The organism is Montanilutibacter psychrotolerans (assembly GCF_003719825.1).
Classification (GTDB): domain Bacteria; phylum Pseudomonadota; class Gammaproteobacteria; order Xanthomonadales; family Xanthomonadaceae; genus Montanilutibacter; species Montanilutibacter psychrotolerans.
Genome location: NZ_RIBS01000013.1, coordinates 22,900 through 47,831, shown reverse-complemented (window position 1 = coordinate 47,831; position 24,932 = coordinate 22,900). Strand labels below are relative to the sequence as shown.

Annotated in this window: 31 protein-coding genes; 9 read left to right on the top strand and 22 right to left on the bottom strand. The window is 69.0% G+C overall.

The window, feature by feature from the left end; translation table 11 throughout:
- The first annotated feature begins 226 nt into the window (after positions 1-226).
- Positions 227-619 carry a DUF423 domain-containing protein gene (locus EER27_RS16640; protein ID WP_123089268.1) on the top strand — a complete coding sequence of 131 codons (393 nt, stop codon included), beginning with the start codon at positions 227-229 and terminating at the stop codon, positions 617-619.
- A 3-nt stretch (positions 620-622) separates the two neighbouring features.
- Positions 623-1,297 carry a DNA-3-methyladenine glycosylase family protein gene (locus tag EER27_RS16635; RefSeq protein ID WP_123089267.1) on the top strand — a complete coding sequence of 225 codons (675 nt, stop codon included), beginning with the start codon at positions 623-625 and terminating at the stop codon, positions 1,295-1,297.
- Between the two features lie 202 nt (positions 1,298-1,499).
- On the opposite strand, the gene EER27_RS16630 is transcribed toward EER27_RS16635, so the two are convergent.
- The 7 genes from EER27_RS16630 to EER27_RS16600 all read right to left on the bottom strand — a co-directional run bounded on the left by EER27_RS16630 (position 1,500) and on the right by EER27_RS16600 (position 5,379).
- Entirely contained in the window at positions 1,500-1,811 is a 312-nt protein-coding gene (locus EER27_RS16630) for a hypothetical protein (RefSeq protein WP_148041058.1), read from the bottom strand.
- Positions 1,812-1,887: 76 nt separating this feature from the next.
- Positions 1,888-2,703, bottom strand: a complete 816-nt coding sequence (locus tag EER27_RS16625; protein WP_123089265.1) for a M15 family metallopeptidase — start codon at positions 2,701-2,703, stop codon at positions 1,888-1,890.
- Between the two features lie 124 nt (positions 2,704-2,827).
- Complete coding sequence (locus EER27_RS16620; RefSeq protein ID WP_123089264.1) at positions 2,828-3,013, bottom strand: DUF4177 domain-containing protein; 186 nt, start codon at positions 3,011-3,013, stop codon at positions 2,828-2,830.
- The gene (locus EER27_RS16615) at positions 3,010-3,195 is read right to left on the bottom strand and encodes a type II toxin-antitoxin system antitoxin (protein WP_123089263.1); all 186 of its coding nucleotides are present in this window, start codon (positions 3,193-3,195) and stop codon (positions 3,010-3,012) included. The genes EER27_RS16620 and EER27_RS16615 overlap by 4 nt, the downstream gene beginning before the upstream one ends.
- Positions 3,192-3,536, bottom strand: coding sequence for a hypothetical protein (locus tag EER27_RS16610; RefSeq protein ID WP_123089262.1), 345 nt, complete (start codon positions 3,534-3,536; stop codon positions 3,192-3,194). Before EER27_RS16610 ends, EER27_RS16615 begins: the two co-directional genes overlap by 4 nt.
- 8 nt (positions 3,537-3,544) lie before the next feature.
- Positions 3,545-4,408 (bottom strand): SPFH domain-containing protein, encoded by an 864-nt coding sequence (locus tag EER27_RS16605; protein WP_123089261.1) that lies wholly within the window; start codon positions 4,406-4,408, stop codon positions 3,545-3,547.
- Between the two features lie 47 nt (positions 4,409-4,455).
- Entirely contained in the window at positions 4,456-5,379 is a 924-nt protein-coding gene (locus EER27_RS16600; RefSeq protein ID WP_123089260.1) for a hypothetical protein, read from the bottom strand.
- Between the two features lie 268 nt (positions 5,380-5,647).
- Here EER27_RS16600 and purT point away from each other — a divergent pair, with 268 nt between their 5' ends.
- Both purT and EER27_RS16590 read left to right on the top strand, forming a co-directional pair.
- The gene (gene purT / locus EER27_RS16595; protein ID WP_123089259.1) at positions 5,648-6,862 is read left to right on the top strand and encodes a formate-dependent phosphoribosylglycinamide formyltransferase; all 1,215 of its coding nucleotides are present in this window, start codon (positions 5,648-5,650) and stop codon (positions 6,860-6,862) included.
- A gap of 23 nt (positions 6,863-6,885) precedes the next feature.
- Entirely contained in the window at positions 6,886-7,269 is a 384-nt protein-coding gene (locus EER27_RS16590) for a hypothetical protein (protein WP_123089258.1), read from the top strand.
- Between the two features lie 129 nt (positions 7,270-7,398).
- On the opposite strand, the gene EER27_RS16585 is transcribed toward EER27_RS16590, so the two are convergent.
- From EER27_RS16585 to EER27_RS16555, 6 genes are all read right to left on the bottom strand, one after another.
- Positions 7,399-8,667: an endonuclease/exonuclease/phosphatase family protein gene (locus EER27_RS16585; RefSeq protein ID WP_123089257.1), complete on the bottom strand. Its 1,269-nt coding sequence runs from the start codon at positions 8,665-8,667 to the stop codon at positions 7,399-7,401.
- Between the two features lie 84 nt (positions 8,668-8,751).
- A complete protein-coding gene (locus tag EER27_RS17210; protein ID WP_190285846.1) occupies positions 8,752-9,219 on the bottom strand; it encodes a hypothetical protein in 468 nt (155 codons plus the stop codon).
- 190 nt (positions 9,220-9,409) lie between these two features.
- On the bottom strand, positions 9,410-10,144 hold the full coding sequence (locus EER27_RS16570) for an arginyltransferase (protein WP_123089255.1): 735 nt from the start codon (positions 10,142-10,144) through the stop codon (positions 9,410-9,412).
- Positions 10,145-10,286: 142 nt separating this feature from the next.
- Complete coding sequence (locus EER27_RS16565; protein ID WP_123089254.1) at positions 10,287-11,120, bottom strand: putative signal transducing protein; 834 nt, start codon at positions 11,118-11,120, stop codon at positions 10,287-10,289.
- A 3-nt stretch (positions 11,121-11,123) separates the two neighbouring features.
- Positions 11,124-12,020, bottom strand: a complete 897-nt coding sequence (gene tesB / locus EER27_RS16560; RefSeq protein ID WP_425480862.1) for an acyl-CoA thioesterase II — start codon at positions 12,018-12,020, stop codon at positions 11,124-11,126.
- Positions 12,021-12,201: 181 nt separating this feature from the next.
- On the bottom strand, positions 12,202-12,774 hold the full coding sequence (locus EER27_RS16555) for an N-acetylmuramoyl-L-alanine amidase (RefSeq protein WP_425480863.1): 573 nt from the start codon (positions 12,772-12,774) through the stop codon (positions 12,202-12,204).
- A 53-nt stretch (positions 12,775-12,827) separates the two neighbouring features.
- Here EER27_RS16555 and EER27_RS16550 point away from each other — a divergent pair, with 53 nt between their 5' ends.
- The 5 genes from EER27_RS16550 to EER27_RS16530 all read left to right on the top strand — a co-directional run bounded on the left by EER27_RS16550 (position 12,828) and on the right by EER27_RS16530 (position 18,095).
- Positions 12,828-13,328 (top strand): MOSC domain-containing protein, encoded by a 501-nt coding sequence (locus EER27_RS16550; protein WP_123089251.1) that lies wholly within the window; start codon positions 12,828-12,830, stop codon positions 13,326-13,328.
- 13 nt (positions 13,329-13,341) lie between these two features.
- Entirely contained in the window at positions 13,342-13,905 is a 564-nt protein-coding gene (locus EER27_RS16545; RefSeq protein ID WP_223807381.1) for an alpha/beta hydrolase, read from the top strand.
- The gene (gene rlmKL / locus EER27_RS16540; protein WP_123089250.1) at positions 13,902-16,166 is read left to right on the top strand and encodes a bifunctional 23S rRNA (guanine(2069)-N(7))-methyltransferase RlmK/23S rRNA (guanine(2445)-N(2))-methyltransferase RlmL; all 2,265 of its coding nucleotides are present in this window, start codon (positions 13,902-13,904) and stop codon (positions 16,164-16,166) included. Before EER27_RS16545 ends, rlmKL begins: the two co-directional genes overlap by 4 nt.
- A complete protein-coding gene (locus EER27_RS16535; protein WP_123089249.1) occupies positions 16,163-16,753 on the top strand; it encodes a class I SAM-dependent methyltransferase in 591 nt (196 codons plus the stop codon). The genes rlmKL and EER27_RS16535 overlap by 4 nt, the downstream gene beginning before the upstream one ends.
- A gap of 463 nt (positions 16,754-17,216) precedes the next feature.
- Positions 17,217-18,095 (top strand): pirin family protein, encoded by an 879-nt coding sequence (locus EER27_RS16530; RefSeq protein ID WP_123089248.1) that lies wholly within the window; start codon positions 17,217-17,219, stop codon positions 18,093-18,095.
- A 168-nt stretch (positions 18,096-18,263) separates the two neighbouring features.
- Here EER27_RS16530 and EER27_RS17205 read toward each other — a convergent pair whose 3' ends face one another.
- From EER27_RS17205 to fabZ, 9 genes are all read right to left on the bottom strand, one after another.
- Entirely contained in the window at positions 18,264-18,539 is a 276-nt protein-coding gene (locus EER27_RS17205; protein WP_123089247.1) for a hypothetical protein, read from the bottom strand.
- 306 nt (positions 18,540-18,845) lie between these two features.
- Positions 18,846-19,706 (bottom strand): pirin family protein, encoded by an 861-nt coding sequence (locus EER27_RS16520; protein ID WP_123089246.1) that lies wholly within the window; start codon positions 19,704-19,706, stop codon positions 18,846-18,848.
- A 130-nt stretch (positions 19,707-19,836) separates the two neighbouring features.
- Entirely contained in the window at positions 19,837-20,271 is a 435-nt protein-coding gene (locus EER27_RS16515; RefSeq protein WP_123089245.1) for a hypothetical protein, read from the bottom strand.
- A gap of 31 nt (positions 20,272-20,302) precedes the next feature.
- Positions 20,303-20,839: a SixA phosphatase family protein gene (locus tag EER27_RS16510; protein ID WP_190285845.1), complete on the bottom strand. Its 537-nt coding sequence runs from the start codon at positions 20,837-20,839 to the stop codon at positions 20,303-20,305.
- A gap of 122 nt (positions 20,840-20,961) precedes the next feature.
- Positions 20,962-21,474, bottom strand: a complete 513-nt coding sequence (locus EER27_RS16505; RefSeq protein ID WP_123089243.1) for a GNAT family N-acetyltransferase — start codon at positions 21,472-21,474, stop codon at positions 20,962-20,964.
- Between the two features lie 114 nt (positions 21,475-21,588).
- Positions 21,589-22,206, bottom strand: coding sequence for a ribonuclease HII (rnhB, locus tag EER27_RS16500; protein ID WP_123089242.1), 618 nt, complete (start codon positions 22,204-22,206; stop codon positions 21,589-21,591).
- Entirely contained in the window at positions 22,203-23,519 is a 1,317-nt protein-coding gene (lpxB, locus tag EER27_RS16495) for a lipid-A-disaccharide synthase (RefSeq protein ID WP_425480861.1), read from the bottom strand. The genes rnhB and lpxB overlap by 4 nt, the downstream gene beginning before the upstream one ends.
- A 125-nt stretch (positions 23,520-23,644) precedes the next feature.
- A complete protein-coding gene (lpxA, locus tag EER27_RS16490; protein ID WP_425480860.1) occupies positions 23,645-24,430 on the bottom strand; it encodes an acyl-ACP--UDP-N-acetylglucosamine O-acyltransferase in 786 nt (261 codons plus the stop codon).
- A gap of 2 nt (positions 24,431-24,432) precedes the next feature.
- Positions 24,433-24,918 (bottom strand): 3-hydroxyacyl-ACP dehydratase FabZ, encoded by a 486-nt coding sequence (fabZ, locus tag EER27_RS16485; RefSeq protein WP_123089270.1) that lies wholly within the window; start codon positions 24,916-24,918, stop codon positions 24,433-24,435.
- Positions 24,919-24,932 lie beyond the last annotated feature (14 nt).

Sequence of the window (24,932 nt, the reverse complement as noted above, 5' to 3'; positions counted from 1 at the left end):
GCAGATCGGCGCCGCCATGCGCAAGCTGTTGCACCTGATCTTTGGCGTGGTGAAATCCGGCCGGCCGTTCGATCCAAACTACTTGCCCGGCAGTTGACGGCCAAGACGGTATCTACGAGATGTGCGAGATCTTCTCGCTTCTCGACTCGCGCCCCTGACGCTTCGCTCCTCGCCGCCACGTCTTGCCGCTGCTATCGTTCGTGGCCCCGATACGGAACCGCGCCCGATGTCTGGAAGCCAACCACCGCCGACGCCTTCGACGCCGCTGTCGTCGCCCTCCGTGCGCGCGCTCGCCGCCAGCGGCGCCGTGCTCGCCGCGTTGTCGGTCGCGCTGTCGGCCTATGCCGCGCACGGTGCCGGCGGCGAGGTCAGGGCGCACCTGCAGACGGCCGCGTTGTTCGCGTTCGGCCACGGCATCGCGCTCGCCGCACTGGCGCCGCACGCGCTGCGCGGCCTCGCGCGACTGGCGCTGGCCGGGCTGCTTGCCGGCGTGCTGATGTTCTCCGGCAGTCTCGTTGCCACGCACGTGTTCGGCGTATCGCTGGGTCTGGCGCCGTTCGGCGGCAGCCTGATGATCCTGGCCTGGCTGGTGTACGCAGCCGATGCCGCGAGGCGCTGAGCGATGCCCCGATTCAGTCGTGGATTCGATACCGAGGCAGCGCACGCGCACCTGGCGCGACGCGATCGCAAGCTGGCCACATGGATGCGCAGGATCGGGCCGATCGAGGCTGACCCGCGTTGGCGAAAATCGTTTGATCCGGTGGATGCACTGGCACGGGCGATCCTGTACCAGCAGCTGAGCGGCAAAGCGGCCGGAACCATCGTCGCGCGCGTCGAAGTGGCCATCGCCAGCGACCGTTTCCACTGCGACACGCTCGCGCGCTGCGATGACGCGACCATCCGCGCCTGCGGGGTGTCGGGCAACAAGCTGCTGGCGTTGCGCGACCTGGCGCGGCGCGAAGCACTGGGCGAGATTCCGGACCTGCGCCGGATGAGCACGATGGACAACGACGCGATCGTCGATGCGCTGGTGCCGGTGCGCGGCATCGGCCGGTGGACCGTGGAGATGATGTTGATGTTCCGCCTGGGGCGCGCGGACGTGTTGCCGATCGACGACCTGGGCGTGCGCAAGGGCGCGCAGCTGGTCGACAAGCTGGACCAGGCACCCACGCCGCGCGAACTGGCCGAGACCGGGGAGCGCTGGGGCCCGTATCGCACCTACGCCAGCCTGTACCTGTGGCGGATCGCCGATTTCGGCGTCCAGGCCAAGGCGCCCGTCAAGCGCTCGCAGGAATAAGCCGGCGTTCGTGGTCAGTGGCCCGACGCGGCCACGGCCGGTGCGGGCACGACCCAGAAGCCCGGGAAGCGGAACTGCCGTCGACGTCCTTCACCACCATCACCACACGCTCGTACGGGTCGCCTCCTCCGGAAAGGGGGCCACACCCCGCCCTGCGACGACGGCCAACGCGCGGTTGCCGCGCGTCGCCCTGAATGTGGTGTCAGCGGTTGCTGCCCATCAGCGCCATGAACGCCATGAACGCCCAGATCGCGCCCTGGGCCAGCAGAAATGCCGCCGTGCCGAGGCTGCGTGGCATGGCGGACAGCGAGCGCCCCAGCCACCAGAACAGGCCGGACCCGGTCAGCCCGATCGCCGCCAACAGCCACAGCAACGCGACCAGCGCGCGCCCGGCGTCGCGTACCGAGCCGTCGTTGGCAATCGTCAGGCCTATGGCGACGACGAGGAAGTCGACGATCACGACAGCGGCCAGCAACGCCATCGCCCAGAGAAACCATTTGAGAGCAGGGTGCATGGCAGCGCGCGTGCAGGGGAGGGTGACGTTGGTTACGCGTTCCGGCCCCGTGGGCTGACATCGGCCACAGCGCGGGTCAGCGCGCCGGTTGCCATCGCCAGTGCCAGGGCTCGTAGACGATGCCGTGCGGGTTGTCGCGTGGATAGCTCATCACGAAGCCGTGCCCGCCGGCGTTGGACTGCAGCCAGGCGAAGGCCGGGGTCTGCTCGAACGATTCTTCCGCCGGCGGTTCGCCGGGGGCGCCGATGTCCAGGGCGAGTCCGGAGTGGTGCTCGCTGTACCCGGGGGCGGCGTTGACGTTGAGGATCTCCTCGAGCGTGAGGCCACGGGCGAACTTCCGCTCGAAGATGCCGAGCTGGTAATCGTGGCTGCGGTACCCCGAGATCGCCTCGAGCACCACGCCGTCACGCAGTGCCGCGGCGCGCAGGTGTGTCCAGCCACGCGCGGCGTCGACGTGCAGCCACAGCGGGCGGCGGTAGCGGTCGACGCCGGCGAACGCGAGCCAGTCGGGCTCGGCGACCAGTGCCAGGCCGCTGCGCTGGCCGTAGTCGTCATCGATGCCGAGGGCGTCGAGGCGTTCGCACAGACGCGCCAGAGGCAGCGTGCCGACGCGGTCGACACCCACGTGCAGCAGACGGTGGTGACGCAGACCGGCGTGGTCGAGCGCATCGAGCGCGGCGTCGATGCCGGGTTCGTGGAACAACCGGTGGACCAGCGGCAGCACGCCCTCGGGCAGGTCGGCAGCGAGGTAGCGGCCGTCGCGCTTGCGGCGCAGCACGTGACGTGCGCGGGACAGGGCACGGGCATCGTGGTTGCCGCGCGCGCGCAGCAGGCCGCCGGGCCACAGCTCGATGTCCGGGGTGTTGATCAGCAAGGGGGAAAAGACGCGCATGGCCGAAGCCTACCGCTGTGGCGTCTCTATCGCGACCCGCCGGTCACCGGCGTGATGCGTTGCGTGTCGGCATGCCGGTGCCGTTTGCCCCTTGCAATCGGCGCCGCGGATGGCGGCGCGTTGCTCAGACCGCTTCGGGCTTCTTCAGGTACAGGCGCGTGTTGCCGCTCAGCGGCACGAACTCGGCTGACACCAGCTCCCACCCCTGCGCGCCCAGACGGTTGAGTTCGTCGGTCATGCGTTCGGTATGCGGGGCATCGAAGATTTTCGGGCCGCTCTCGAGAATCTTGTAGGTCCACTTGGTGTTCATGGTGTGTCGTCGTCCGTGGAAGGTGGTGGATGGCCAGGCAGGCGCCCGCTCTTGCGTAGGGCGTCGCGCAGCACGTACTCGATCTGCGCGTTGAGGCTACGCAGCTCGTCATCGGCCCAACGCTGCGCGGCCGCCAGCACTTCGGCGTTGATGCGCAGCGGATAGGCCTTCTTCTCGCTCATTGCCGGCCCGTCCCATGGTGGCGACCGGCCCGCATCACCGTAACGATCATGGCGATTGCCAGTGCATTTACCAGCACGACCAACGGCACGGCCACCGCCATCGTGCGCGCCTCGTCGCTGCCGGCCCACAGCAGTCCCGCGCCACCGGCGACCAGGCTGAAGCCAACCAGCATCAACAGGTACGACAGCCTGCGCGCCAAGGCTTCCGGCCGCACGTAACCGCGCGCAACCAGGCGTGGCAGGGCGCCCAGGTTGCCACGCCGCAGCATCCCGGCCAGCAGGAAGGCCGGCATGCCGGTGATCGCGACCACGCTGGGTACCACGAAGCTGGCCCAGTCCATCACCGGCCTCAGTACAGGCTGCCAGCGTTGACGACCGGCTGGGTCGAGCGATCGCCGCACAGCACCACCAGCAGGTTGCTGACCATGGCCGCCTTGCGTTCCTCGTCGAGGCTGACGACGTTGTTCTTCTGCAGTTCCGCCAGCGCCATCTCGACCATCCCCACCGCACCGGCCACGATGCGCGTGCGCGCGGCGATGATCGCGTTGGCCTGTTGGCGCTGCAGCATTGCCTGGGCAATCTCGGGCGCGTAGGCCAGATGGCTGATGCGTGCATCCAGCACTTCCACGCCGGCGTCGGAGAGGCGCTCCTGCAGTTCGTCCTTGAGGTGCGCGGACACTTCGGCGGCGTGGCTGCGCAACGCCAGCTGGCCGTCCTCGTGCTGGTCGTACGGATAGCTGGTGGCCATCGTGCGCACCGCCGACTCGGACTGGATGTGGACGAAGCTCTCGTAGTCGTCGACGTTGTAGACCGCTTCGGCCGAATCCACGACGCGCCAGACGATCACCGCGGCGATCTCGATCGGGCTACCGTCGAGTTCATTGACCTTGAGCTTGCTGCTCTCGAAGTTGCGCACCCGCAGCGAGACCTTGCGCTTGCTCAGAAACGGGTTGTTCCAGCGCAGGCCGCTGTCCTTGACGGTGCCGACGTACTTGCCAAACAGGCTGAGCACCGCCGCCTGGTTGGGTTCGATCATGTACAGGCCGGTGACCAGGAACAGCGCGAGCACGCCCAGTGCAACCGCCATGCCGATGTCGGCGATGGACTCGTCGCGCGCGCCGCTGATGAACATCCAGGCCGCCGCCAGGCCGGCCACGAGCAGCAACAGCAGGGTAGGGATTCCGGGAAGGGAGCTGGTCGGGTTCTCTTTCATGGCGGGGTCTCGGCTGGATTTCCCGCAATGTGATATCAAAATGGTATCTAGTCAACTGGCTTCGGTAACGGGGCGGCCGCGCGTCCGACCAACGGCCGGATGCGGTAGAGCGGAGCCGGGATGAACTCACCGCTGGCGAACAGGTAGTTGCCGTCGGACGACCAGCCCAGCGCCTCGGCCTGCGGCAGCCACGGCAGGGCTTCGACGTGGGGCGCCTGCGCCACGGCGCTGCCCCAGGGCCGGTTGCCGTCACGGCGGTACACCAGCAGGTAGCGGTAGGTCATCACCGCCAGGCTGTGGCCGTCGGGCGAGATGTCGGCCGCGGTCACCTGCCCGTCGAGCCTGGCGCGCCGAGGTGAACGCTTGAGCGCGGCGGCATCGGGTTGCGGCACGCCGGCCAACAGGCCGATCCGTCGCGCGGTCAGCAGCTTGCTGCCGGACGGGCGCAGCGGCAGCGCGAACAGCTCCGGCGGCACGCGCTTCTTCGAGATCAGCAGGATCCAGCCGCGCCGGGGGTCGACCGCGATCGCCTCGCAGTCGCGCGCGCCATCGGGCCAGCGAAACGCAATCGACCAGGCCGGCCTCAGCCGTGCGTTCTGCAGCTTTGCCGGCTCTTCCACCACGTGTAACTGCAGCGTGCGGCGCAGGCCGCCGTTGTCGCCGGTATCGGCCAGCATCAGGTAGGACTTGCCGCGGTATTCGAACGCGGCGATGTCCTCCCAGTCGGTCTTGGTCACGCCCTCGATGCGGTACGTGGCCAGGCGCTGGCCGCGCGTGCTGACGGCGAACAATCGTTCGGGGTTGCCGCCGTCGTCGTGCATCCACAGCACATCGGGGTGGCGGCGCGATGCGGCCAGTCCGCTGGTTTCGCCCAACTGCGCGTCGAGCATCAGGCCGACCATGTCCGAGCCCGGCTCGTCGGCATCGTCGGCGCCGCAGCCGGCAAGCAGCGCAAGTGCCAACGCCAGCACGCTGCCAGCGATCGTGCGCGGCTTCGCTCGAGTCGACGGGGGTGGTGGGCACGCGTGTTGCATGATCGAAGGATCGCATGCGCAGAGGGCGGCTTGAACCACGCAAGGCCTGCGCCTGCGCCGGCCGTCACGCTCATGCGCCAGGGCGCGGGCCACGGCCAGGATCGGCAAAGTCGTGCGCTTGTCGCCATTGCGCGGATTCGCCGCTCCGGCATCGGCTGCCGCGGTGCGCGGCTAAACTAACCGCCCATCTCGATCGGACCTTCGCATGACCACGCTCGGCACGCCGCTGTCCCCCCACGCCTTCCGGGTGCTGCTGCTCGGCTCCGGTGAACTCGGCAAGGAGGTCGCGATCGAGCTGCAGCGCTATGGCGTCGAGGTGATCGCCGCGGACCGCTATGCCGATGCGCCGGCGATGCAGGTTGCCCATCGCAGCCATGTGCTGGACATGCTGGACGGCAACGCCATTCGCGCGCTGATCGCGGCCGAACGTCCGCAGCTGATCGTTCCGGAGATCGAGGCGATCCATACCGAGACCCTCGTGGCGCTGGAGGCCGAATTCGCCGAACGCGGCACCGAAACGCGCGTGATCCCGACCGCGCGCGCCGCGCGCCTGACGATGGACCGCGAAGGCATCCGCCGACTCGCCGCCGAAACGCTGGGCCTGCCGACCTCACCGTACCGTTTCGTCGACACCATCGAGGACTACCGCGACGCCATCGCGGCGATCGGCATCCCGTGCGTGGTCAAGCCGGTGATGTCCTCATCTGGCAAGGGGCAGTCGCTGGTGCGCCGCGCCGATGACGTCGACGCGGCCTGGCAGTACGCCCAGACCGGTGGCCGTGCAGGCGCCGGGCGCGTGATCGTCGAAGGCTTCGTCGACTTCGATTACGAGATCACTCTGCTGACCGTGCGCCACGCCGGTGGCACCACGTTCTGCGCGCCGATCGGCCACCTGCAGCGTGACGGCGACTACCGTGAAAGCTGGCAGCCGCAGCCGATGTCGGCCCTGGCTCTGCAGCGCGCGCAGCAGGTCAGCAAGGCCGTTACCGATGACCTCGGTGGCTGGGGCGTGTTCGGCGTCGAGCTGTTCGTGAAGGGCGACGAGGTGTGGTTCAGCGAGGTCTCGCCGCGTCCGCACGACACCGGCCTGGTCACGCTGGCCTCGCAGGACCTCAGCGAGTTCGCGCTGCATGCGCGCGCGATCCTCGGCCTGCCGATCCACGCCGATGCCGATGGCGCGATCCCGCACAAGGGGCCGGCGGCGACGTGCGCGGTACTCGCGCAGGGCCATGGCGTGCCGGTGTTCAGTGGCGTCGCCGACGCGCTGGCGCAACCCGGGACGCAGCTTCGCCTGTTCGGCAAGCCGCGCGTGGAAGGTCATCGGCGCGTCGCGGTGACGCTGGCGTTGGGCATCGATACCGAATCGGCACGCGCGACCGCGCGCGACGCCGCGGCCCAGCTGCAGGTCGACCTTCGCTAAGTGCGGACCAGGAGAGAGGGCGCATGAACGACACCCAGGGTTACGCCGTATTCCTGTTCCCGCAGGCGATCGAAGCACTGGGCGATGCCGTCAAGCCCTACCTGGTCGAGGGCCCCGTCGGCCCGCACCTGTTGTGTCGCGAGATCGACACGGGCGGGGCCCTGGTCGAGATGACGATCGACGGAGTGACCGCGCAGGGGCAGCCGCTCTCGTTGGAGCTGATGATTCCCACGCAGATGGTCCGGATGATCGTCTCCGCGCGCGGCGATCTGGCCACGTTCGGCTTTGCGCCGCGTGGCGTGGTGGCGAAGGTTGCGGTGGCAAGCGCCACCGGGCCCGCCGACGCGCCGACCGAGACGGCGCCGGATGCCGAGCCGTCGTCGGACAGTGCGCCGGCGAAGCCCTAGCCCGGGCGACGTTTCCGCGGCGATCGCCTTGCATCGCCGCAGGCCCATGAAGGTCGAAGCAAAGCGCGCCGTGTCGCACGACACCTGCGGTGTTTGCCCGGGTTTCGCGGCGCGTTGGTCGCGGTTGCCTCAGTGCGTTGGCGCCGAGATGTCCAGCCAGACCAGATGGTGGTCGCTGGCATCGCCGATCGCGGCATCCGCATCGCCACTGGCGGGCCAGAACACGCCGCTGCCGCGCACCTGCAGGCCCCGCGAGGGCAGTACGTAATCCAGTCGCAGCGTGCCGCCCTTGGGGCCGAAATCGCCGGTGTGGGTGGCGACGTCGCCGCGCCGTGGCAGGTCGCGGTCGGCGGCACGCTCGACCGCTCCCACACTGCGCGGCACATGCGTGGCATCCACCCGCGGGTGATCGAGGAGCTGTGCGATGGCGCCCGGGAGGCCCTCGCCGTCGTGCGGGTCGGCGTTGTAGTCGCCGGCGATCACGAAGCGCGCATCGGCGGCCAGGCCACCGCAACGGCCTTGGTCGTCGCACAGCCACGGCGCGGTGGCCGGTGCGGAAGCACCGGCCGAAAGGTACTCCGACCACAGCCGGATCTCGTCGAAGTTGCGCGCGCCGTTGCGGTTCTCGACGCCGTCGAATACCGGCGGCGTCGGGTGCGCGGCCAGCAGATGGACCGTGCCAAAGGGCGTGCGCACCGGGACGTCCCAATGCGATTTGGACGACAGCCGCAACTGCGGCCAGACCTCCGGTCCGTACCAGGCCTCGCCGGTGGCGGGGTCGCGGGGCTGTCGTGCGCCGGGCAGCGCACTCCATTTCAGTTGCTGGAAGCTGCGCACCGCCGCGGCGTCGATCGGATGGCGCGACAGCACCAGCATCCCGTACTGGCCGGGGTGCAGGCCGTAGCCCCAGGCGTCGTTGCCGCGTTCGCGGCCGCTGCCGCCGGCACTGCCATTTCGATCGAGGTCGAGTCCGCTGGACACCCCGGTGTTGACCGGCGCGAGGTAGCGATAGGCGTAGTGCAGTGCCTCGCCACCGCCGGTTTGGCCGCGTTCGAGGTAATCCCTCTGGAACAGGTCTGCGGCGCGGCCTTGCGCGTCGTAGTCGAACTCATTGAGCAGCACCACGTCCGGGCGTACGCGTTGCAGCACGGCCGCAATCTTGCGCGCGTGCTGGTCGCCGGCGGCGAGCCGGCGTACCAGGCCGCCGTCGGCGTCGTCGTACAACGAGGTGTTGTAGGTCGCGACCCGGATCGTCGGCGTCATTTTCATGGTCTCCGCGACGTGTTCGGTCCAGGCCTTCGGATCACCGTGCACCTGGATGCGCAGGCAGGCGGTGAGCGACAGTGCCAGCAGCAGCGCCGGCAGCGAAATGGACAGCCATCGAGGACGAGTTTGCATGCGGCGATTCTGGCACGCGCACGCGCAACGGCGATGACATCGCCACGGCGATCGGCAGGTGGCGGAAGGCGCGTGGGGTGATGGCTACAGCGTGCAACCGTGCACGGCGTACGTCGCGCGGGCCTGTTCGAGCCTGACCCGGCACGACTGGCCAATGCCCATGCGGTCGCGGCCGCTTGCGGCGGCCTGCACCCAACCCTGGCGCGCGATCAACAGCGATTGCTCGTGCTTGGCGCGCTCGGCTTCCGGCAACTGGCGCAGGCAGGTGGCGACGCGTGTCAGGAAGTGATCGCACTCGGCGATGCCGATCTGGTTGAGCGCCACGATGGCGCGATCGACCTCGACCGGCTTGGCGGGTGCCACGGGCCGGGCCGGCGCGACGCGTACCGACACCGCCGCGGGCGGCGGCAACGGTGTGGACACGGCGTCGGCCTGCGGCGCGGCGACGGCAGGTTCGTCCGCGCCAGGCGACGCCACGGACGTGTCCGTGGGCTTGCAGGCGGCCAGTGCAATGGCGGCGACGAGGGTCGACAGGACGAGCGCGGTGTTCATCGATTCTCCATGGAGTGGCCATCCGTGCCGGACAGGCGCGGGACGCGGGGCGCGATGGCACCAGCATGCCAAATCGGCCACGGGTTTCCGGTGGTTGCCGGTGTCGCCTGTTCAGGGTGACGGCGCAACATCGCCAATTCCGCGCGTCACGTCAGCGCGTGCGGCGGGCGTGACGCGGCGCGTGTTGGGGTTAAAGATCGACCCAGTTGCGCCCGTCGAAACCTTCCAGCGGCCGGTAGCGCCGCTTGTAGTCCATCTTGCGATGGCCGTCGATCCAGTAGCCCAGGTACAGGAAGTGGCGGCATTCGCGACGCGCCCATTCGATCTGCTTGAGGATCGCCAGCGTGCCCAGTCCGCGATCGGCCTCGTCGGGATCGTAGAAGGTGTAGACGGCCGACATCGCATCGGCGATGAGATCGGTGACGGCCACGGCGAGCAACGGTCCAGGCCCATCGGGACCGTGGTCGCGCAGCTCCAGGAAACGCCCTTCGCTCCATCGCCCGACCAGGAACTGGTCGAATTCGACCGCGCCGTGGTTGTCCATGCCACCGCCAGCGTGCCGTGCGGCCAGATACCGGCGATACAGCGCGAGCTGCTCGTCAGTGCGCTGCGCCGGCAGCACGCGCATCTGCACCTGCGCGTTGCGTGCCAGGCAACGGCGCTGGCTGCGGTCGGGCACGAAGCGGTCGACGGGAATGCGCACGGCCACGCAGGCGTGGCAGCCGTTGCAGTGCGGGCGGTAGACGATGTCGCCGGAGCGGCGGAAGCCCCAGCCCAATGCGAGCGGATACCAGTGCGGCATGCGCGGATCGCGTGGATCGAGCACCAGGTCGCGGGCAACGCGCGCGGGCCAGTATCCACAGGCGTGCTCGCCGGTGTGGAACAGGCGCAGGTCGTCGTCGTTGCCTGGGGGGGCGTCGCGCATGCGGTGAGCATACCGCCGCGAAAGCAACGCGGATGCACCGTCGGTAACGCGATCGGCTACGTCGGGCGCATCGCGTCGATGGGCTGTCCTTTTCCGCGTCCGCGCCGCGTTTCGGCGCGCCGGTTTTTCGCTTTTTCCCGCCTCAGCCCTGCATCGCCACGTGACGAATCACGCGCGTGACTTTCCACTGGTTGCCGATGCGCTTGACCTCGAGGGTCTTGTAGCTGCCGTACATCTGGTGGTGGTAGGCGCTGAATTCGATCACGCCGGCGTCCGCCGCAGACGGTCGAAAGCCGCTGACCTCGAGGAAGATCGCTTCCTGGCCGGTGCCCGGATGGCGACTGCCGCGCTCGCTGTCGGCGATACGCTCGCAGTGGCTGGAAGGCAGCAGTGCAGGGCCGCCCGCCTTGGACAGGGCGTCGATGACGCGCGCCGGTGCAGGTCGGCCATCGACCGCCAGACAAAGCACCGGGAACCGCGCGCTGCCGATTTCGCTGGCGAACACCGCCTGTGCAACCGGCTGCAGCGTGGCGGCGACCTTGCCGTCGAACGGCGGCGACGCCAGTTGCGGCGTGGTTTCGGAGGTCAGCAGACGCATCACCGCCATCACCATGATCGAGGCGATGCCGCCCAGCAGGGCGATCTTGACCATCAACGCGCGTCGCTTCGCCGGGTCGCTGGCGGCAATGGGTTCTTCACTGCGGAACGACGGCAGCGCGTAGCTGTTTGCGCTGCCGCGGGTGGTGTCGATCAGGCCGGCTTCGCGAAGCAGCTCGCGCGCACGCGGCTGGTCATCGGACTTGACCACCCACACCGCCGGCTGCGGCGAGTCGTTGTCGCTGTAGCTGAACTCGCGACGCCGACCGCCCTGGTACGAACGGCCGTTGGTGACACGCACCTCGATGCCGGCCTCGCGCAACAACGCGGCGACACCCTCGACGTTTTCCAGGCGCGGACTGGTGAATATCTGGCGCATCGATCAACCCTTCGCCGGTACGTGCGCCGCCGCTGCGGCGTCCTGGACCACGCGGATCAGGCCTTCCTGCGCGGTGCTGGCCACCAGACGGCCGTGACGGTCGTACACCAGTGCCCGGGCCAGACCACGGCCGCCCTGCGCACTCGGGCTGTCGATCGAATACAGCAGCCAGTCGTCGGCGCGGAATGCGCGGTGGAACCACAGCGCATGGTCGAGCGAGGCCATCTGCACGTTGGGCTGGTAGTAGCTGATGCCGTGCGGGAACGTGGCGGTGCCCAACAGGTGGAAGTCTGACGCGTAGGCCAGAAGCGCGCGGTGAAGTTCGGGCGCGTCGCCGACCGGCTCGCTGAGACGGAACCAGACCTGCTGGTACGGCGGCCGCTTGGGCGGGTTGAGCTCGTCGCGCGGGTAGACGTGGCGGAACTCGAACGGCCCTTGCCGGGTCAGCCAGCGCTGCACCTTGGTCGGCAGCGTCGCCAGAACGTCCTCGGGCACCGCCGGCGCGGGCGCGATGTCCTCGGGCTTGGGTACTTCGGGCATCGACAGCTGGTGTTCGCCGCCGTCCTCTTCCTTCTGGAACGAGGCGGCCAGGAAAAAGATCGGCTGGCCGTGCTGGATCGCCGTGACCCGGCGCACCGAAAAGCTGCCGCCGTCGCGGGTGCGGTCCACCTGGTAGACGATTGGCGCCTCGATGTCGCCGGCCTTGAGGAAGTAGGCGTGCAGCGAGTGGGCGTTGCGCGGCTCTTCCATCGTCGCCTGCGCGGCCGACAACGCCTGGCCGAGCACCTGCCCGCCGAAGACGTACTTGGTGCCGATATCGCGGCTCTGACCACGGAACAGGTTGTCCTCGAGACGTTCGAGCGAAAGCAGGTCGATCAGCTCGGAGACGGGGGAGGTCATGGCAGCACACCGCATGGGACGAGGGCGGCGAGTATACCGGCGGGGTAGGGCCGGACAGGCGCGCGGTGTACCGCGATGGGGCCGAATGGGGCCGCCAGCGCCGGGCGGGCGGCACCAGCCGTTCACGTCCGCGCGCCGAGGGCCGCGAGAGGCGTTCAGAGTCGCCCGACGGTGCCCGGTGTTATGCCCCCAGCCGCTCCAGCGCCACCGCCTGCAGTACGGTCGGCCACGGAAACAAGGGCCCCGGGTCACGCTTGCGCCGCACCCGCTGGCCGGGGTCGTCGGTCGCGTCCACTTCGGTGGTGTCCAGGTCCTCGTGGCCGGCGATGTAGCGCAGCGTCGGCAAAGTGGCCTGGAGATGGCGCAGCAGGGTTTCCAGTGCCGCGATCTGGGCGCCGGTGTAGGGCTCGTCCATGGTCTGGTGGGAGGCCGCCAGCCAGTCGGGATAGCGACCGCGGTTGACCAGCTCGATCCCGACCGATCGCGGGTTGTAGCCCCGCGTATGGTGCGCGACGCGCTCCACGGCGACATAGCGGTGCACGCTGCCGTCGCGGTCGATGTAGAAGTGGCCGCAGTTGCCGGTGCCCGAGGCGGGGTACAGCACCTCCTCGCCGAAACGCCGCGCCATGGCCATGTCCGGCAACTCGGTGCAGTGGATCACCACCAGGTCGACCTGCGACAGTGGACGCGCTTCCAGCCGGGTCTCGTAGGGCAACGGTTCAACGCGGACGGAGGGGAGTGTCGGGTCGGGCAACATGGTCCGGATGCTAGCATTCACGCCCCTTGGGGCCCGGATCGGAGCCAGCGATGACACTGCCCCCCGCCGATTCCGCACTCGGCAAGCTGATGGCCACGTTGCCGCGACCCGGCCGGGTGGAGTGGATCGGCGTGAGACCGGCGCGCGGCCAGGTGGTCGAAGCGATGGACGCGGCGATCGCCGTTGCCGGCGGTGGCCTGCAGGGCGACCGCTACGCCGGCGGCAGCGGCAAGCGCGGCGTGACCCTGATCCAGGCCGAGCACCTGCCGGTGATCGCGGCCTTGGCCGGGCTCGACGCGGTGGCGCCGCAGCTGCTGCGCCGCAACGTGGTGGTATCGGGCCTGCCGCTGGTGGCGCTGAACGGCAGGCGCTTTCGCATCGGCGAGGTCCTGCTGGAAGGCACCGAACCCTGCGATCCGTGCTCGATGATGGAAGCCGCGCTGGGGCCCGGTGGTTACAACGCGATGCGCGGCCACGGTGGCCTGTGTGCGCGCATCCTCGAAGGCGGCACGTTCCGTCGCGGCGACGCACTTGTCGTCGTGACCGACTGATCGCCTTCACCGAATGACCGAGACAACGATGACGACCCGCGGACACTGCATCCTTTCCCATGGCTTCGAGAGCGGCCCCGACGCCACCAAGGTCACCGCCCTGGCCGAGGTCGCGCAGCGCCTGGGTTGGAGCCACGAACGTCCCGACTACACCGACCTGGATGCCTGTCGCGAGGTCAGCGACCTGGGCGACGTGCCCACCCGCCTGCAGCGCCTGCTCGGGCTGGCCACGCAGGCCGCCGCGCGCGGACCGCTGGTGTTGGCTGGCTCCAGCCTGGGCGCCTGGATCAGCGCGCGCGTGTCGTTGCAGGTGCCGGTGGCGGGACTGTTCCTGATGGCGCCTCCCATCGCCATGGGGCCGGCGCCGCGCCTGGACGCCGCCGCGGTGCCGACCAGCATCGTCCACGGCTGGGACGACGAACTCATCCCGGCCGCGGACGTGGTCGAGTGGGCGCGCCCACGCCGTGCGCGAGTGCTGCTGGTCGACGACAGCCACCGCCTTTCCGACAACGTGCAGGCCAGCGTCGATGCGTTCGCCGCGCTGCTTGACGGCCTTTCGCAGGGAGCTGCCCGATGAAGTTCTTCGCCAGTTGCGGCAAGGGCCTGGAATACCTGCTTGCCGACGAGCTGATCGCACTGGGTTGCGCCAAGGCAACCGCGGCGATGGCCGGTGCCAACGCCGACGGCACCCTCGCCGACGCGCAGCGCGCGGTGTTGTGGTCGCGCCTGGCCAGCCGCGTGCTGTGGCCGATCAGCGAGTTCGACTGCCCCGACGAGCACGCGCTGTACGCCGGCGTCGCCGCGATCGACTGGCCGGCGCACCTCGAGGGCCATCACACCATCGCCGTCGACGCGCACGTCTCGGGCGAGGCGATCACGCATGCGCGCTATGCCGCGCAGCGCGTCAAGGACGGCGTGGTCGACGTGATGCGCGCGCGCACCGGCGCGCGGCCGGACGTCGATGTCGAAGCGCCGGACCTGCGCATCAACCTGGTGGTGCGCAAGGGCAAGGCCATCGTGTCGATCGACCTGGGCGGTGGCCCGCTGCACCGCCGTGGCTGGCGCGAAACCCAGGGCGAGGCACCGCTCAAGGAGAACCTGGCCGCTGCCGTGCTGTTGCGCGGCCAGTGGCCCAAGCTGTACGCCGAGGGCGGCGCATTGCTCGACCCGATGTGCGGCAGCGGGACGCTGCTGATCGAAGGCGCGCTGATGGCCGCCGATGTCGCTCCCGGCCTGCTGCGCCTTGGTCGTCGACTGCCGACACGCTGGCGTGGTTTCGATCAGGCGCAATGGCAGGCGCTGTGCGATCAGGCGCGTGAGCGCGAGACCGTGGGCCGCGCCAACCTGCGTCCGGTGTTCCATGGCAGCGATCTCGATCCCCATGCGGTGCGTGCCGCGCGCGAGAACGCCGCCGTCGCTGGCGTGCGCGAGGCGATCTACCTTGATGCGCGCGACGTGCGCGCACTGCCCGAGCACTTCATCACCACCGATGGCGCAAGCGCCGGGACTCCCGACGACGCCGCGTCGGCACCGTCGCGCTTCCGTGGCCTGGGCAATCCCGACGACAGCGGCCAACACCTGCCGCCGCGGGGGCTGGTGGCCTGCAATCCACCCTACGACGCGCGCCTGGCGGCCGATCCGGCGCTGTACCGAGCGCTGGGCAACGCGATCCGCGCCATCGCGCCGGGATGGCGGGCGAGCGTGCTGTGCGGAGATGCCGAACTCGCGCACGCCACCGGCCTGCGCGCAAGCAAGAAGTACCAGTTGTTCAACGGCGCGATCGAGTGCACGTTGATCGTGGTCGATCCCATTGCGCCGCCTCAGCGCGAGCGCAGCGACGAGCCGATGCCGGCGCTTGGCGAAGGCGCGCAGATGGTCGCCAATCGCCTGCGCAAGAACCTGCGCAAGCTCAAGTCGTGGCGTGAGCGCGAGGGCATCGCCTGCTATCGCGCCTACGACGCCGACCTGCCCGAGTACGCCGCGGCGGTCGACGTCTACGAAACCGACGAGGCCGTGCCGCGCCGCTACCTGCACGTGCAGGAGTACGCCGCGCCGGCGGAGATTCCCGAGGAGACGCAGCGCCGTCGCCTGGGCGAACTGATCGCCGCGGCGCGCGAGGTGTTCGAGGTTCCGCGCGAACAGATCGCGTTGAAGACGCGCGCCAAGGGCAAGGGCGGCAGCAAGTACGGCCGCTTCGACCAGCGCGGCGAGTTCGTGGTGGTGCGCGAAGGCGACGCGCGCCTGCGCGTGAACCTGTTCGACTATCTCGACACCGGTCTCTTTCTCGACCACCGCCCGATGCGCCTGCGCATCGCCGCCGAAGCCGAGGACACGCGCTTCCTCAACCTGTTCGGCTACACCGGCGCCGCCACCGTGCACGCCGCGGTCGGTCGTGCGCGCCAGACCACCACCGTCGATCTGTCCGCCACATACCTGCAATGGTGTTCGGACAACCTGCAGGCGAACGGCATCGGTGGCGCCCGCCATCGGCTGGTACAGGCCGATGCGGTGAGCTGGCTCGAGGAGGATCGTGGCGAGTACGACCTGGTGTTCTGCGATCCGCCGACGTTCTCCAATTCCAAGCGGGCCGACGACTTCGACGTGCAAGGCGAACACGTGCGCCTGCTGCGCGCCGCCGTGGCGCGCCTGGCGCGCGACGGCGTGCTGTATTTTTCGAACAACTTCCGCCGATTCCGCATGGATGACGCGGCCATCGCGGGTTTCGCCGAATGCGTGGAGATCAGCGCGCAGACGGTGCCGCCGGATTTCGCCCGCGACCAGCGCATCCACCGTTGCTGGCGCCTGCGCCGACTCGAACAAGGCCGTCCTACCGCATGAGCAAGCACAAAAAGCCCAGTGGTTGGGCGTTCTTCCTGCAGTGGCTGAAAAACCCGTTGCGCACCGCGGCGGTGGCACCATCCAGCGTTGAACTGGCCGAGGCGATGTTCGCCGAGCTGCCCGAGCACGCACGCCGCGTGATCGAGCTGGGCGGAGGCACCGGCGCGATCACCCGCGTGCTGCTGGAATCGGGCATCGAAGACGACGCGTTGCTGGTGCTGGAACTCAACGAGGAACTGCACGCGCACCTGCATGTCAGTTTTCCGGACGTGCGGGTACTGCTGGGCGATGCACGCTCGCTGCCGCAGCTGATCGCGCAGGATGGTTACCTGGACGACGGTCCGGCGGACGCCGTGGTCTCGGGCCTGGGGTTGCTGACGATGCCGCACGCACTGCAGCGCGACATCCTCACGGCGGCCTTCGCGTGCATGCGCGACGACGGCGTGTTCGTGCAATTCACCTACGGCCCCGCCAGCCCGGTTGCCGATGTGGTGGCACGCGATCTCGGCCTGGAAGTGCGCCGCGGCAAGCGCGTCCTGCGCAACGTCCCGCCGGCGACGGTGTACGTGTATTCCCGTCAGCGCTAGCGCTGCGCAGCCTGGCAACCCCGGCCGTCTCGGGTTGTCTCGGGGCAACCCAAGCGCATCGTCCGGGTGCAAGCGCAGCCTCGTAGCCGCGTAGGATGGGTTGAGCGTAGCGATACCCATCGCACGCCACCGCGACTGGTGCGCCAACGGCAATCCCGAGGGTGGGGCAGATCGACCTGCCAGCTTCGCATTTGCCAGGGTTGCCGCCTTTGCTCGCGCCTGAAACCCCGATTGATGGGTATCGCTGCGCTCAACCCATCCTACGTCCGCTGGCGATTCCATCGGGGCCGAAGCCGCTCCGCCGGGCCGGCGGGTGGATGTGAATTCATTGGTAATCAGTCAGTTAATTCTTGATTACGCGCAAATACAGAACAATCACTTCCGACGCGACGGCTCGATAAAATCGGGGCCGCTGCCATCCTGTTCTGGCGTCGATCCGACGCGAAACGCCCGGAGCACGTCGATGGCCACCACCGATACCACCGTCCATTACGCCCGCGTCGCCCGCAAGCTGCGCGGCATGCCCGCGTCCGACGGCGCCGGTGTGCGCCTCACCCGGGTGATCGGCACCCCCCAGCTGCCGGACCTCGATCCGTTCCTGATGCTCGACGAGTTCGGCACCGATCGTCCCGAGGACTATCTGGCCGGCTTTCCCGAGCACCCGCACCGCGGCTTCGAGACCGTCACCTACATGCTCGACGGTCGCATGCGGCACAAGGACAACCACGGCAACGAAGGCGTGCTGGTGCCTGGCAGCGTGCAGTGGATGACCGCCGGCCGCGGCCTGGTTCATTCGGAAATGCCCGAGCAGCACGAGGGCCGCATGCGGGGCTTCCAGCTGTGGGTGAACCTGCCGGCGCGCGACAAGATGAGCGAGCCGCGCTACCAGGAGTTCGCGCCCGACCGCATCACCCGCCTCGATCCCGCCGCGGGCGTGCACGTCAAGCTGATTGCCGGGCGCGTGGGGGATGCCATTGGCCCGGTGTATGCCGACGGCGCCGCATCGGCAGCGACCGAGCCGATGTACCTGGACGTCGAGCTGGCCGCGGGTGCGACCTGGGACGTTGCGCTGCCCGAGGGGCACAACGCGTTCGCCTACGTGTTCGAGGGCGGTGCGGTGCTGGGTGCCGACGACGAAGCGCGTCCCCTGGACGCCCAGGAGCTGGCCGTGCTCGGCGGCGGCGACGTGCTGCGCATCCGCGGCGGCGATGCCGGTGCGCGGTTGATCGTCGTGGCCGGGCGCCCGCTGCGCGAGCCGATCGCGCGGCACGGGCCGTTCGTCATGAACACCCGTGAGCAGATCATGCAGGCGTTCGTCGACTTCCAGGAAGGGCGCTTCTGAAGCGGTGGCATGCCGTTGGGGCATGCCATCTGGAGTTGCCGGTGAGCAGAAAGCAGAAAGGCCACGTCCTGCGACGTGGCCTTTCGTGTCCTGCGGTGCCGCTCCTGATTCATCGCCCTTGATGCAGCGCTGCCGATGCGGCGGTTCCGTGTGCCGGTTGGCGCGGGATTACTGACCCGCCACCTGGGTATCCGCCGAGGCCGGGCCGAAGCGCAGGTTCTGCGTTTCGCCGAGCGTGGCGTTGAGAGCTTCCTGCGACGGCGCCTGCACCCAGATGTGCGCGGTACGTCCATCGCGCAGCGGCAGGAGCGTTTCGCGTGCGACCAGCGTTTCGCTTCCTGCGATCTCGGAGCTGTACCACGTCACCGGCTGCCCGCCGATCTGCGTGGTTTCCTTGCTGTTGCCTCGCTTGGGTTCGAACGACGGCTTGGGTGAGATGTACATCCCGAATGCCTCAGTACCGTCGGCGCGCAAGGCCCGGCAGAAGTCGGCATCGCCGGTTCCACGGTGTTCCCAGGCCAACGTGGAGTCGACCGGAAGCTGTGGACAAGAGCCGGCGTCCTGCGCGTTGGCTGCCCCGATGAGCAGAAGCGCGCCCAGAACGGGCAGGTAACGCAGAGCATTGTGCGTGCAAGATGCTGGCTTTTTCATCGATCGCCCCCCTGTAGCGGTCGTTCTGGGAGAGAAGTCCCGGCTCGACCATAAAACAGTTTTCGGGGATTGACAAATGATCTCGAAACCGGTGCGGATTCAGGTTCCGGGCAGCGGAATCCGCTCGTGCTCGCCCGGGATCGTGCCGAAGCTGTCGGCTTCCCAGTCCAGCTTGGCCTGTTCGATCCGCTCCTTCGAGCTGGACACGAAGTTCCACCAGAGATGGCGATGACCGTCCAGCGGTTCGCCCCCCAGCAGCATGGCCTTGACCGCCGTGCGGGCGCGCAGCCGCGGTCGGGTGCCGGGGTCGAGAACCACCAGGTGCTGCACGGGCAGGTCGGCCCCGTCGAGCTGGGCCACGCCCTCCAGCAGGTAGAGCGCGCGCTGCACGTGGCTGTCGTCCAGGGCCAGCTCGGCGTCTGGATCGAGGTCGATCGCGACGAACAGCGTGTCGGCGAACACCCGCACCGGCGATTCCTCGCCGTAGCCGCGCCCGGCCACCACGCGCAGCCAGCTGCCAGCGTGGCGCCGCTGCGGCAGCGTCGCGGCCGGGTGGTGGTGGAACTCGGGCGCGATCTCCTCGTCGCCACGCGGCAGTGCGACCCAGGTCTGCATGCCATGCAAGGGGTGGTGACCCGCGCGCAGCAGGGTCGGGGTGCGCTCGGAATGGGCGATGCCGCGGCCGGCGGTCATCCAGTTCACGTCGCCGGGTTGGATGTCCTGGACGCTGCCGAGGGTGTCGCGGTGGGTGATCGTGCCGGCCCACAGGAAGGTCACCGTGGCCAGGCCGATGTGCGGATGGGGGCGGACATCGATGCCGTGGTCGGGCTCGAACAGCGCCGGTCCCATGTGGTCGACGAACACGAACGGTCCGACGCTGCGTGCCTGCACGCTGGGCACCGCGCGACGGACCTGGAAGCCGCCGAGGTCGTGCACGCGTGGGGTGATGATCGTGGTCATGGGCAGCCTCCGGGCGGGGAAGGCCAGCTTGTCATGGCCCGCGCCGCCACGGTGGCGCGGGGGTGCAACGGGCTGTTGCGATGCCGTGCATTCCATTGCCGGGATGCGCGGCCCGGATGCGCTGTCGAATTCAGGGCGCGCCGTCGATCCGCAGCGTGGCTTTGGGGGCGTCGCTGAAATCCAGTGCCAGCAGGTGCAGGTTCCAGGCGCCCAGGCGGGTCGGCGTCGGTTTGCCGCTGACCACGACCGCGCGCTCGGCCGCGGCGCCGGCACGCGTGAGTTCGAACTGCAGTCGCGCTTCGCCGGCCTGGATGCACTGCACGCCTGGCGGGCAGCGCGAATCGGATTCGACCTCGACATAGCGCAGCGTGGAATGGTCGGGCAGGCCGACGCGGTCGCCGGGGACCATGTCGATCGGCTGTCCGGGCACGACCTGGCGAACGCCCGGGGCATCGGTGCCGCTGGCGGCGCCGTCGCCGGGCGTCTTGCCGGTGTTGCTGCCAGCGCTGCTGCAGGCGGTGGTCATGGCCAGGCACAGGAGGGCAAGGGTGAGGTGACGGATCATCGCAGGTCTCCGGGGGAGGCGGGGGAAGGGCTCACCGGTGGTTGTCGTCGAGCGTGGCCGTTCCGGATGCATCGAACCGCACCCAGATCTGGCGGCCGAACTGATCTTCGGCGATTGGCGCGACCTCGCAACCGCACAACGCCGCGGCGATGTCCGGTGCGGTGTTGCTGTGGGCAACCACCAGCACCCGGCCGCTGCGGTGCAACTTGCGAAGGCGTGCGGCGAACGTCGCGGCCGGTTCGCCTGCGTCGTACGCCTGCACGTCGACGCCGTGCTGGCGCGCGCTGGGCGCCGCGGTCTGCTGCGTGCGGCGGTACTGGGTGGCGTAGGCGGCGTCGAGCGGCGATTCCCACAGCAATTTCGCCAACGCCTGCGCACGCTGCTCGCCGGCGGCGCTCAGCGAAGGATCACGCGGGTCGTCGCTGGCCTTCTCGGCATGGCGCACGACGAGAAACTCGATGTGCGGCACCTGTGCGACGGCCGGCGCGGACGGACGTGTCGGCAGGCCGCACGCACCAAGCGCCAAGGCAAGTGTGGCGACGCACAGGAGCGAGAGCAGGCGGTGCATCGGCGAGGGTGTTACCTGTTGGCGGAATGGGGATGGCATGTCGGACTGCGGACGGGGTCGCGTGGCGTGTGCTCGTGGTGCCCGATGCCCGCCATGCTTGCCGCAATCTGGCCGCATGCGCGTCACGAAAGTGCGAAAAGCTTCACCAGGTTGTCTTCCTGCTGGTCTTTGCCCGGTAGGCGAACTTCGCGCTGGAACCGAAAGCCGAGCGATTCCAGCACGCCGATCGACGCCACGTTGCCGGGCGAAGTGAAAGCCGCCACGCGTTGCCGGCCCAGGTCCTGGCGTGCGTGCTCGATCACCGCGCGCACGGCTTCACGCGCATAGCCACGCCCGCGATACGCCGGCATCAGTGCATAGCCCACGTCGACGTCGTCCAGCCAATCCCGTTGCAGCAAACCGCACAGGCCCACGGGCGCGCCGTCCTCGGCCTGCTCGATCAGATAGAGGCCAAAGCCGTGCTGCGAGTACGACGCGAGCGGACCATCGCGAAGGAAGCCACGTGCATCGTCGAGGTTGTGCACGCCGCGGTCGCCGATCTGCTCGAGCCAGGACGGGTCGTTGACCTGTTCGAGAATGAAGGGCGCGTCGTCGAGTTGAAGGCGGCGTAGCCGCAGGCGTTCGGTCGTGATCATCGTTCGAGCATGCCGGGCGCGCGCGGGCCAGCGCAAGGGCCATGGCGCAGGGTTCGGTGGCGCGAGTCGCCCGCGAACACGGCGTGCGCGCGTCGCCGCCGAACTCCGCAGGTTTCAGCCGACCCGCAGAGCCAGCCGCACGGGCGCGAAGCTGCGGCGGTGGTGCACGCAGGGGCCGTGCTCGACCAACGCGGCCATGTGAGCGGCGGTCGGATAGCCCTTGTGAAGGTCGAAGCGGTAGAGCGGGAACTGTGTATGCAATGCCAGCATCGCGCGATCGCGAGCGACCTTTGCCAGGATGGATGCGGCCATGATCGCCGGCTCGATGGCGTCGCCGCCAACGAGGGCCTCACCGCGACAGGGCAGGCCTTGGGGCACCCGGTTGCCGTCGATGCGCGCCAGTTGCGCGGCCGGCGCGAGCGCCGCGACGGCACGGCGCATGCCCACCATCGTGGCCTGCAGAATGTTGAGTTCGTCGATCTCGGCAGGTTCGACGAACTCGATCCGCCAGGCCAGCGCGCGCTCGACGATCAGCGGGTACAACGCTTCGCGCCGGGGTTCGGACAACTTCTTGGAATCGTTGAGCCCGTCGATGGGACGCGCTGGATCGAGGATCACCGCCGCCACCGTCACCGGCCCGGCCAACGGCCCGCGTCCGGCTTCGTCGACACCGGCCACCCGCAACGTCGCATCGTCGACGTCATCGCCGAACAGCCCGGGTTGGCGGCTCATCGCGCGGCTTCCGGTGCTGCGCCATCGCGGGCGCGTTCGGACAGCAGTTCGGCGACCGCATCGGCCGCGGTGGCGGAGGCGTCACGACGCAGCTGCTCGTGCAGGCGCTCGAAGCGCGGCCGCACGTCGCGCCGGAACTCGGACGGATCGCGCAGTCGCTGCAGCACGGCATTGGCAAGGTTGTCGGGCGTGCAGTCGTGCTGCATGAATTCGGGAACGACGCGCTCGCCGGCCAGCACGTTCGGCAGCGAATAAGTGTCGACCTTGAGCAGGCCCAGGCCCTTGACGATGGTGTAGGTGAGCGGCGCGACCTTGTACGCCACCACCATGGGCTGCTTGGCCAGCATCGCTTCCAGCGTGGCAGTGCCCGACGCGAGCAGGATGACGTCGCTGGCGATCATCAGCGTGCGCGCGCCGCCGTCGCAGATGCGCAATGCCGGGCGCAGCGCATCGGCATCGGGATGCGCGGCCAACACGCGCATGAACGCATCGCGTGCCCTGGCGCTCGCCATCGGTGCCACCACCTGCAGCGTCGGCTCGGCGGCCAGCACGCGCGCGGCCGCGCCAAGGAAATCGGCGCCAAGCCGTGTGATCTCGCCGACGCGCGAGCCGGGCAACAACGCCAGCAACGGGCGGTCTTGCTCCAGCCCGAGCGCCGTACGCGCGGCGGGGGGATCGGGTTGCAACGGCATGTCGTCTGCCAACGGATGGCCAACGAAGCGCGCATCGACCGCGTGTCGCGCGTAGATCGGCGGTTCCATCGGAAACAGGCACAGCACGCGGTCTGCGCTGCGTCCGATCTTCTCTGCGCGCTTTTCGCGCCACGCCCAGACCGACGGGCTGACGTAGTGGACGGTGGCGAAGCCGCGCTGCTTGAGCCAGCGCTCGACGCCGAGGTTGAAGTCGGGTGCATCGATGCCGACGTACACCTGCGGCTGCCAATCCAGCAATCGCTCGCGGAACGCGCGTCGCAGGCGAAGCAGGCGAGGCAGGTGGCGCAGCACTTCGGCCAGGCCCATCACTGCCAGTTCGTGCGCGTCGAACCACGTATCGCAACCGGCGGCGCGCATCTGCTCGCCACCAATACCGGCGAACTCGGCGGTGGGGTAGCGACGGCGCAGCGCGGCGATCAGGCCGGCACCGAGCAGGTCGCCCGACGCCTCGCCCGCGCATACGGCGATGCGGAGCGGAGCGGAGGCGGAATGGGGAGAGTCGGGCATGGACACGTCGCGGGAGCTTATCGGTGCGTCGGCTACTGTGCCATCCGCGCGGGCAGGAAGGTGGGCCGGCAAGCGATGCCGCGAGTGCGGCATGCGGGGCGTGCCGACGGACAGGCGATGCGGCGCGGTCCGCGAAGGGCGAGATGCGCTGCGCTCGCAATGCGGGCGCCAGAGGTCAGGGGGTGCTGGCGCACCCCCGTAACGTCGTCGTGGCCGGCTCAGCGCAGCAGCGGGCGCTCGCCGGCGTCGATGAACTCGAGCAGTGCGCGCACGTCGGCGCTGCCGTCGGCGAGTTCGACGAGCTTGCCGCGTGCTTCCTCCAGCGATGCACTGCCCAGGTACAGGGCGCGGTACGCGCGCTTGATGGCGGCAATGCGTTCGGCGTCGAAGCCGCGACGCTTGAGGCCTTCGCTGTTGATGCCACGCGGCCGGCCGTAGCCGTCCTGGGCCACCATCACGAACGGCGGAACGTCGCCGTTGACGAACGCCCCCATTCCGACGAACGCGTGCGCGCCGATACGGCAGAACTGGTGGATGCCGGCGAAGCCCGACAGGATGACGTGGTCGCCCACGCTGACGTGGCCGGCAAGCGTGGCGTTGTTGGAGAACACGCAGTGATCGCCAACCACGCAATCGTGGGCGACATGGGTGTAGGCCAGCAGCCAGTTGTCGTTGCCGATGCGGGTGATGCCGCCACCGCTCCCGGTGCCGCGGTTGATCGTGACGAACTCGCGGAACGTGTTGCGGTCGCCGATCACCAACTCGACGCGCTCGCCGGTGTACTTCTTGTCCTGCGGATCGCCACCGATCGCGCAATGGCCGTGGAAGTGATTGTCGCGGCCGATCGTGGTGGGGCCGTGCACGCTGCAATGCGGGCCGAACACCGTGCCGTCGCCGATCTCGACGTCGGAACCGATGTAGCACAGCGCGCCGATCCGGACCCCGGCACCGAGCTTGGCGCCGGGCTCGACCACGGCACTGGGATGGATGATCGCAGCGTCCATGGTCAGGCCTTCACCTCGGCGCAAAGGATGTCGGCGCAGGCGGCCTGCTCGCCGTCGACGCGGGCGATGCCGCTGTACAGCGCCATGTTGCGGATCGTGCGCTTGAGCGTGACGTCGAGTTCGAGCCGATCACCGGGCACCACCATGCGCGAGAACCTCGCACCATCGACCTTCACCAGGTAGTAGAGCTTCTTGGCAGCCGGTTCGTGCAGATCGCCCTTTTCGGCGGCGGCGATCCGGTGCGACAGCTGCGTGAGCAGGCCGCCGGCCTGCGCCAGTGCCTCGACCACCAGCACGCCCGGCATCACCGGATGTCCGGGGAAATGCCCGTTGAAGAACGGTTCGTTGGCGGTGACGTTCTTCCAGGCCAGCACGCGCTTGTGCGGTTCCAGTTCGATCACGCGATCGACCAGCAGGAACGGGTAACGGTGCGGCAGCAGGTCCTGGATGGCGGTCACGTCCAGCGGCAGTTTCACTTCAAAACTCATCGATTGATTCCTTG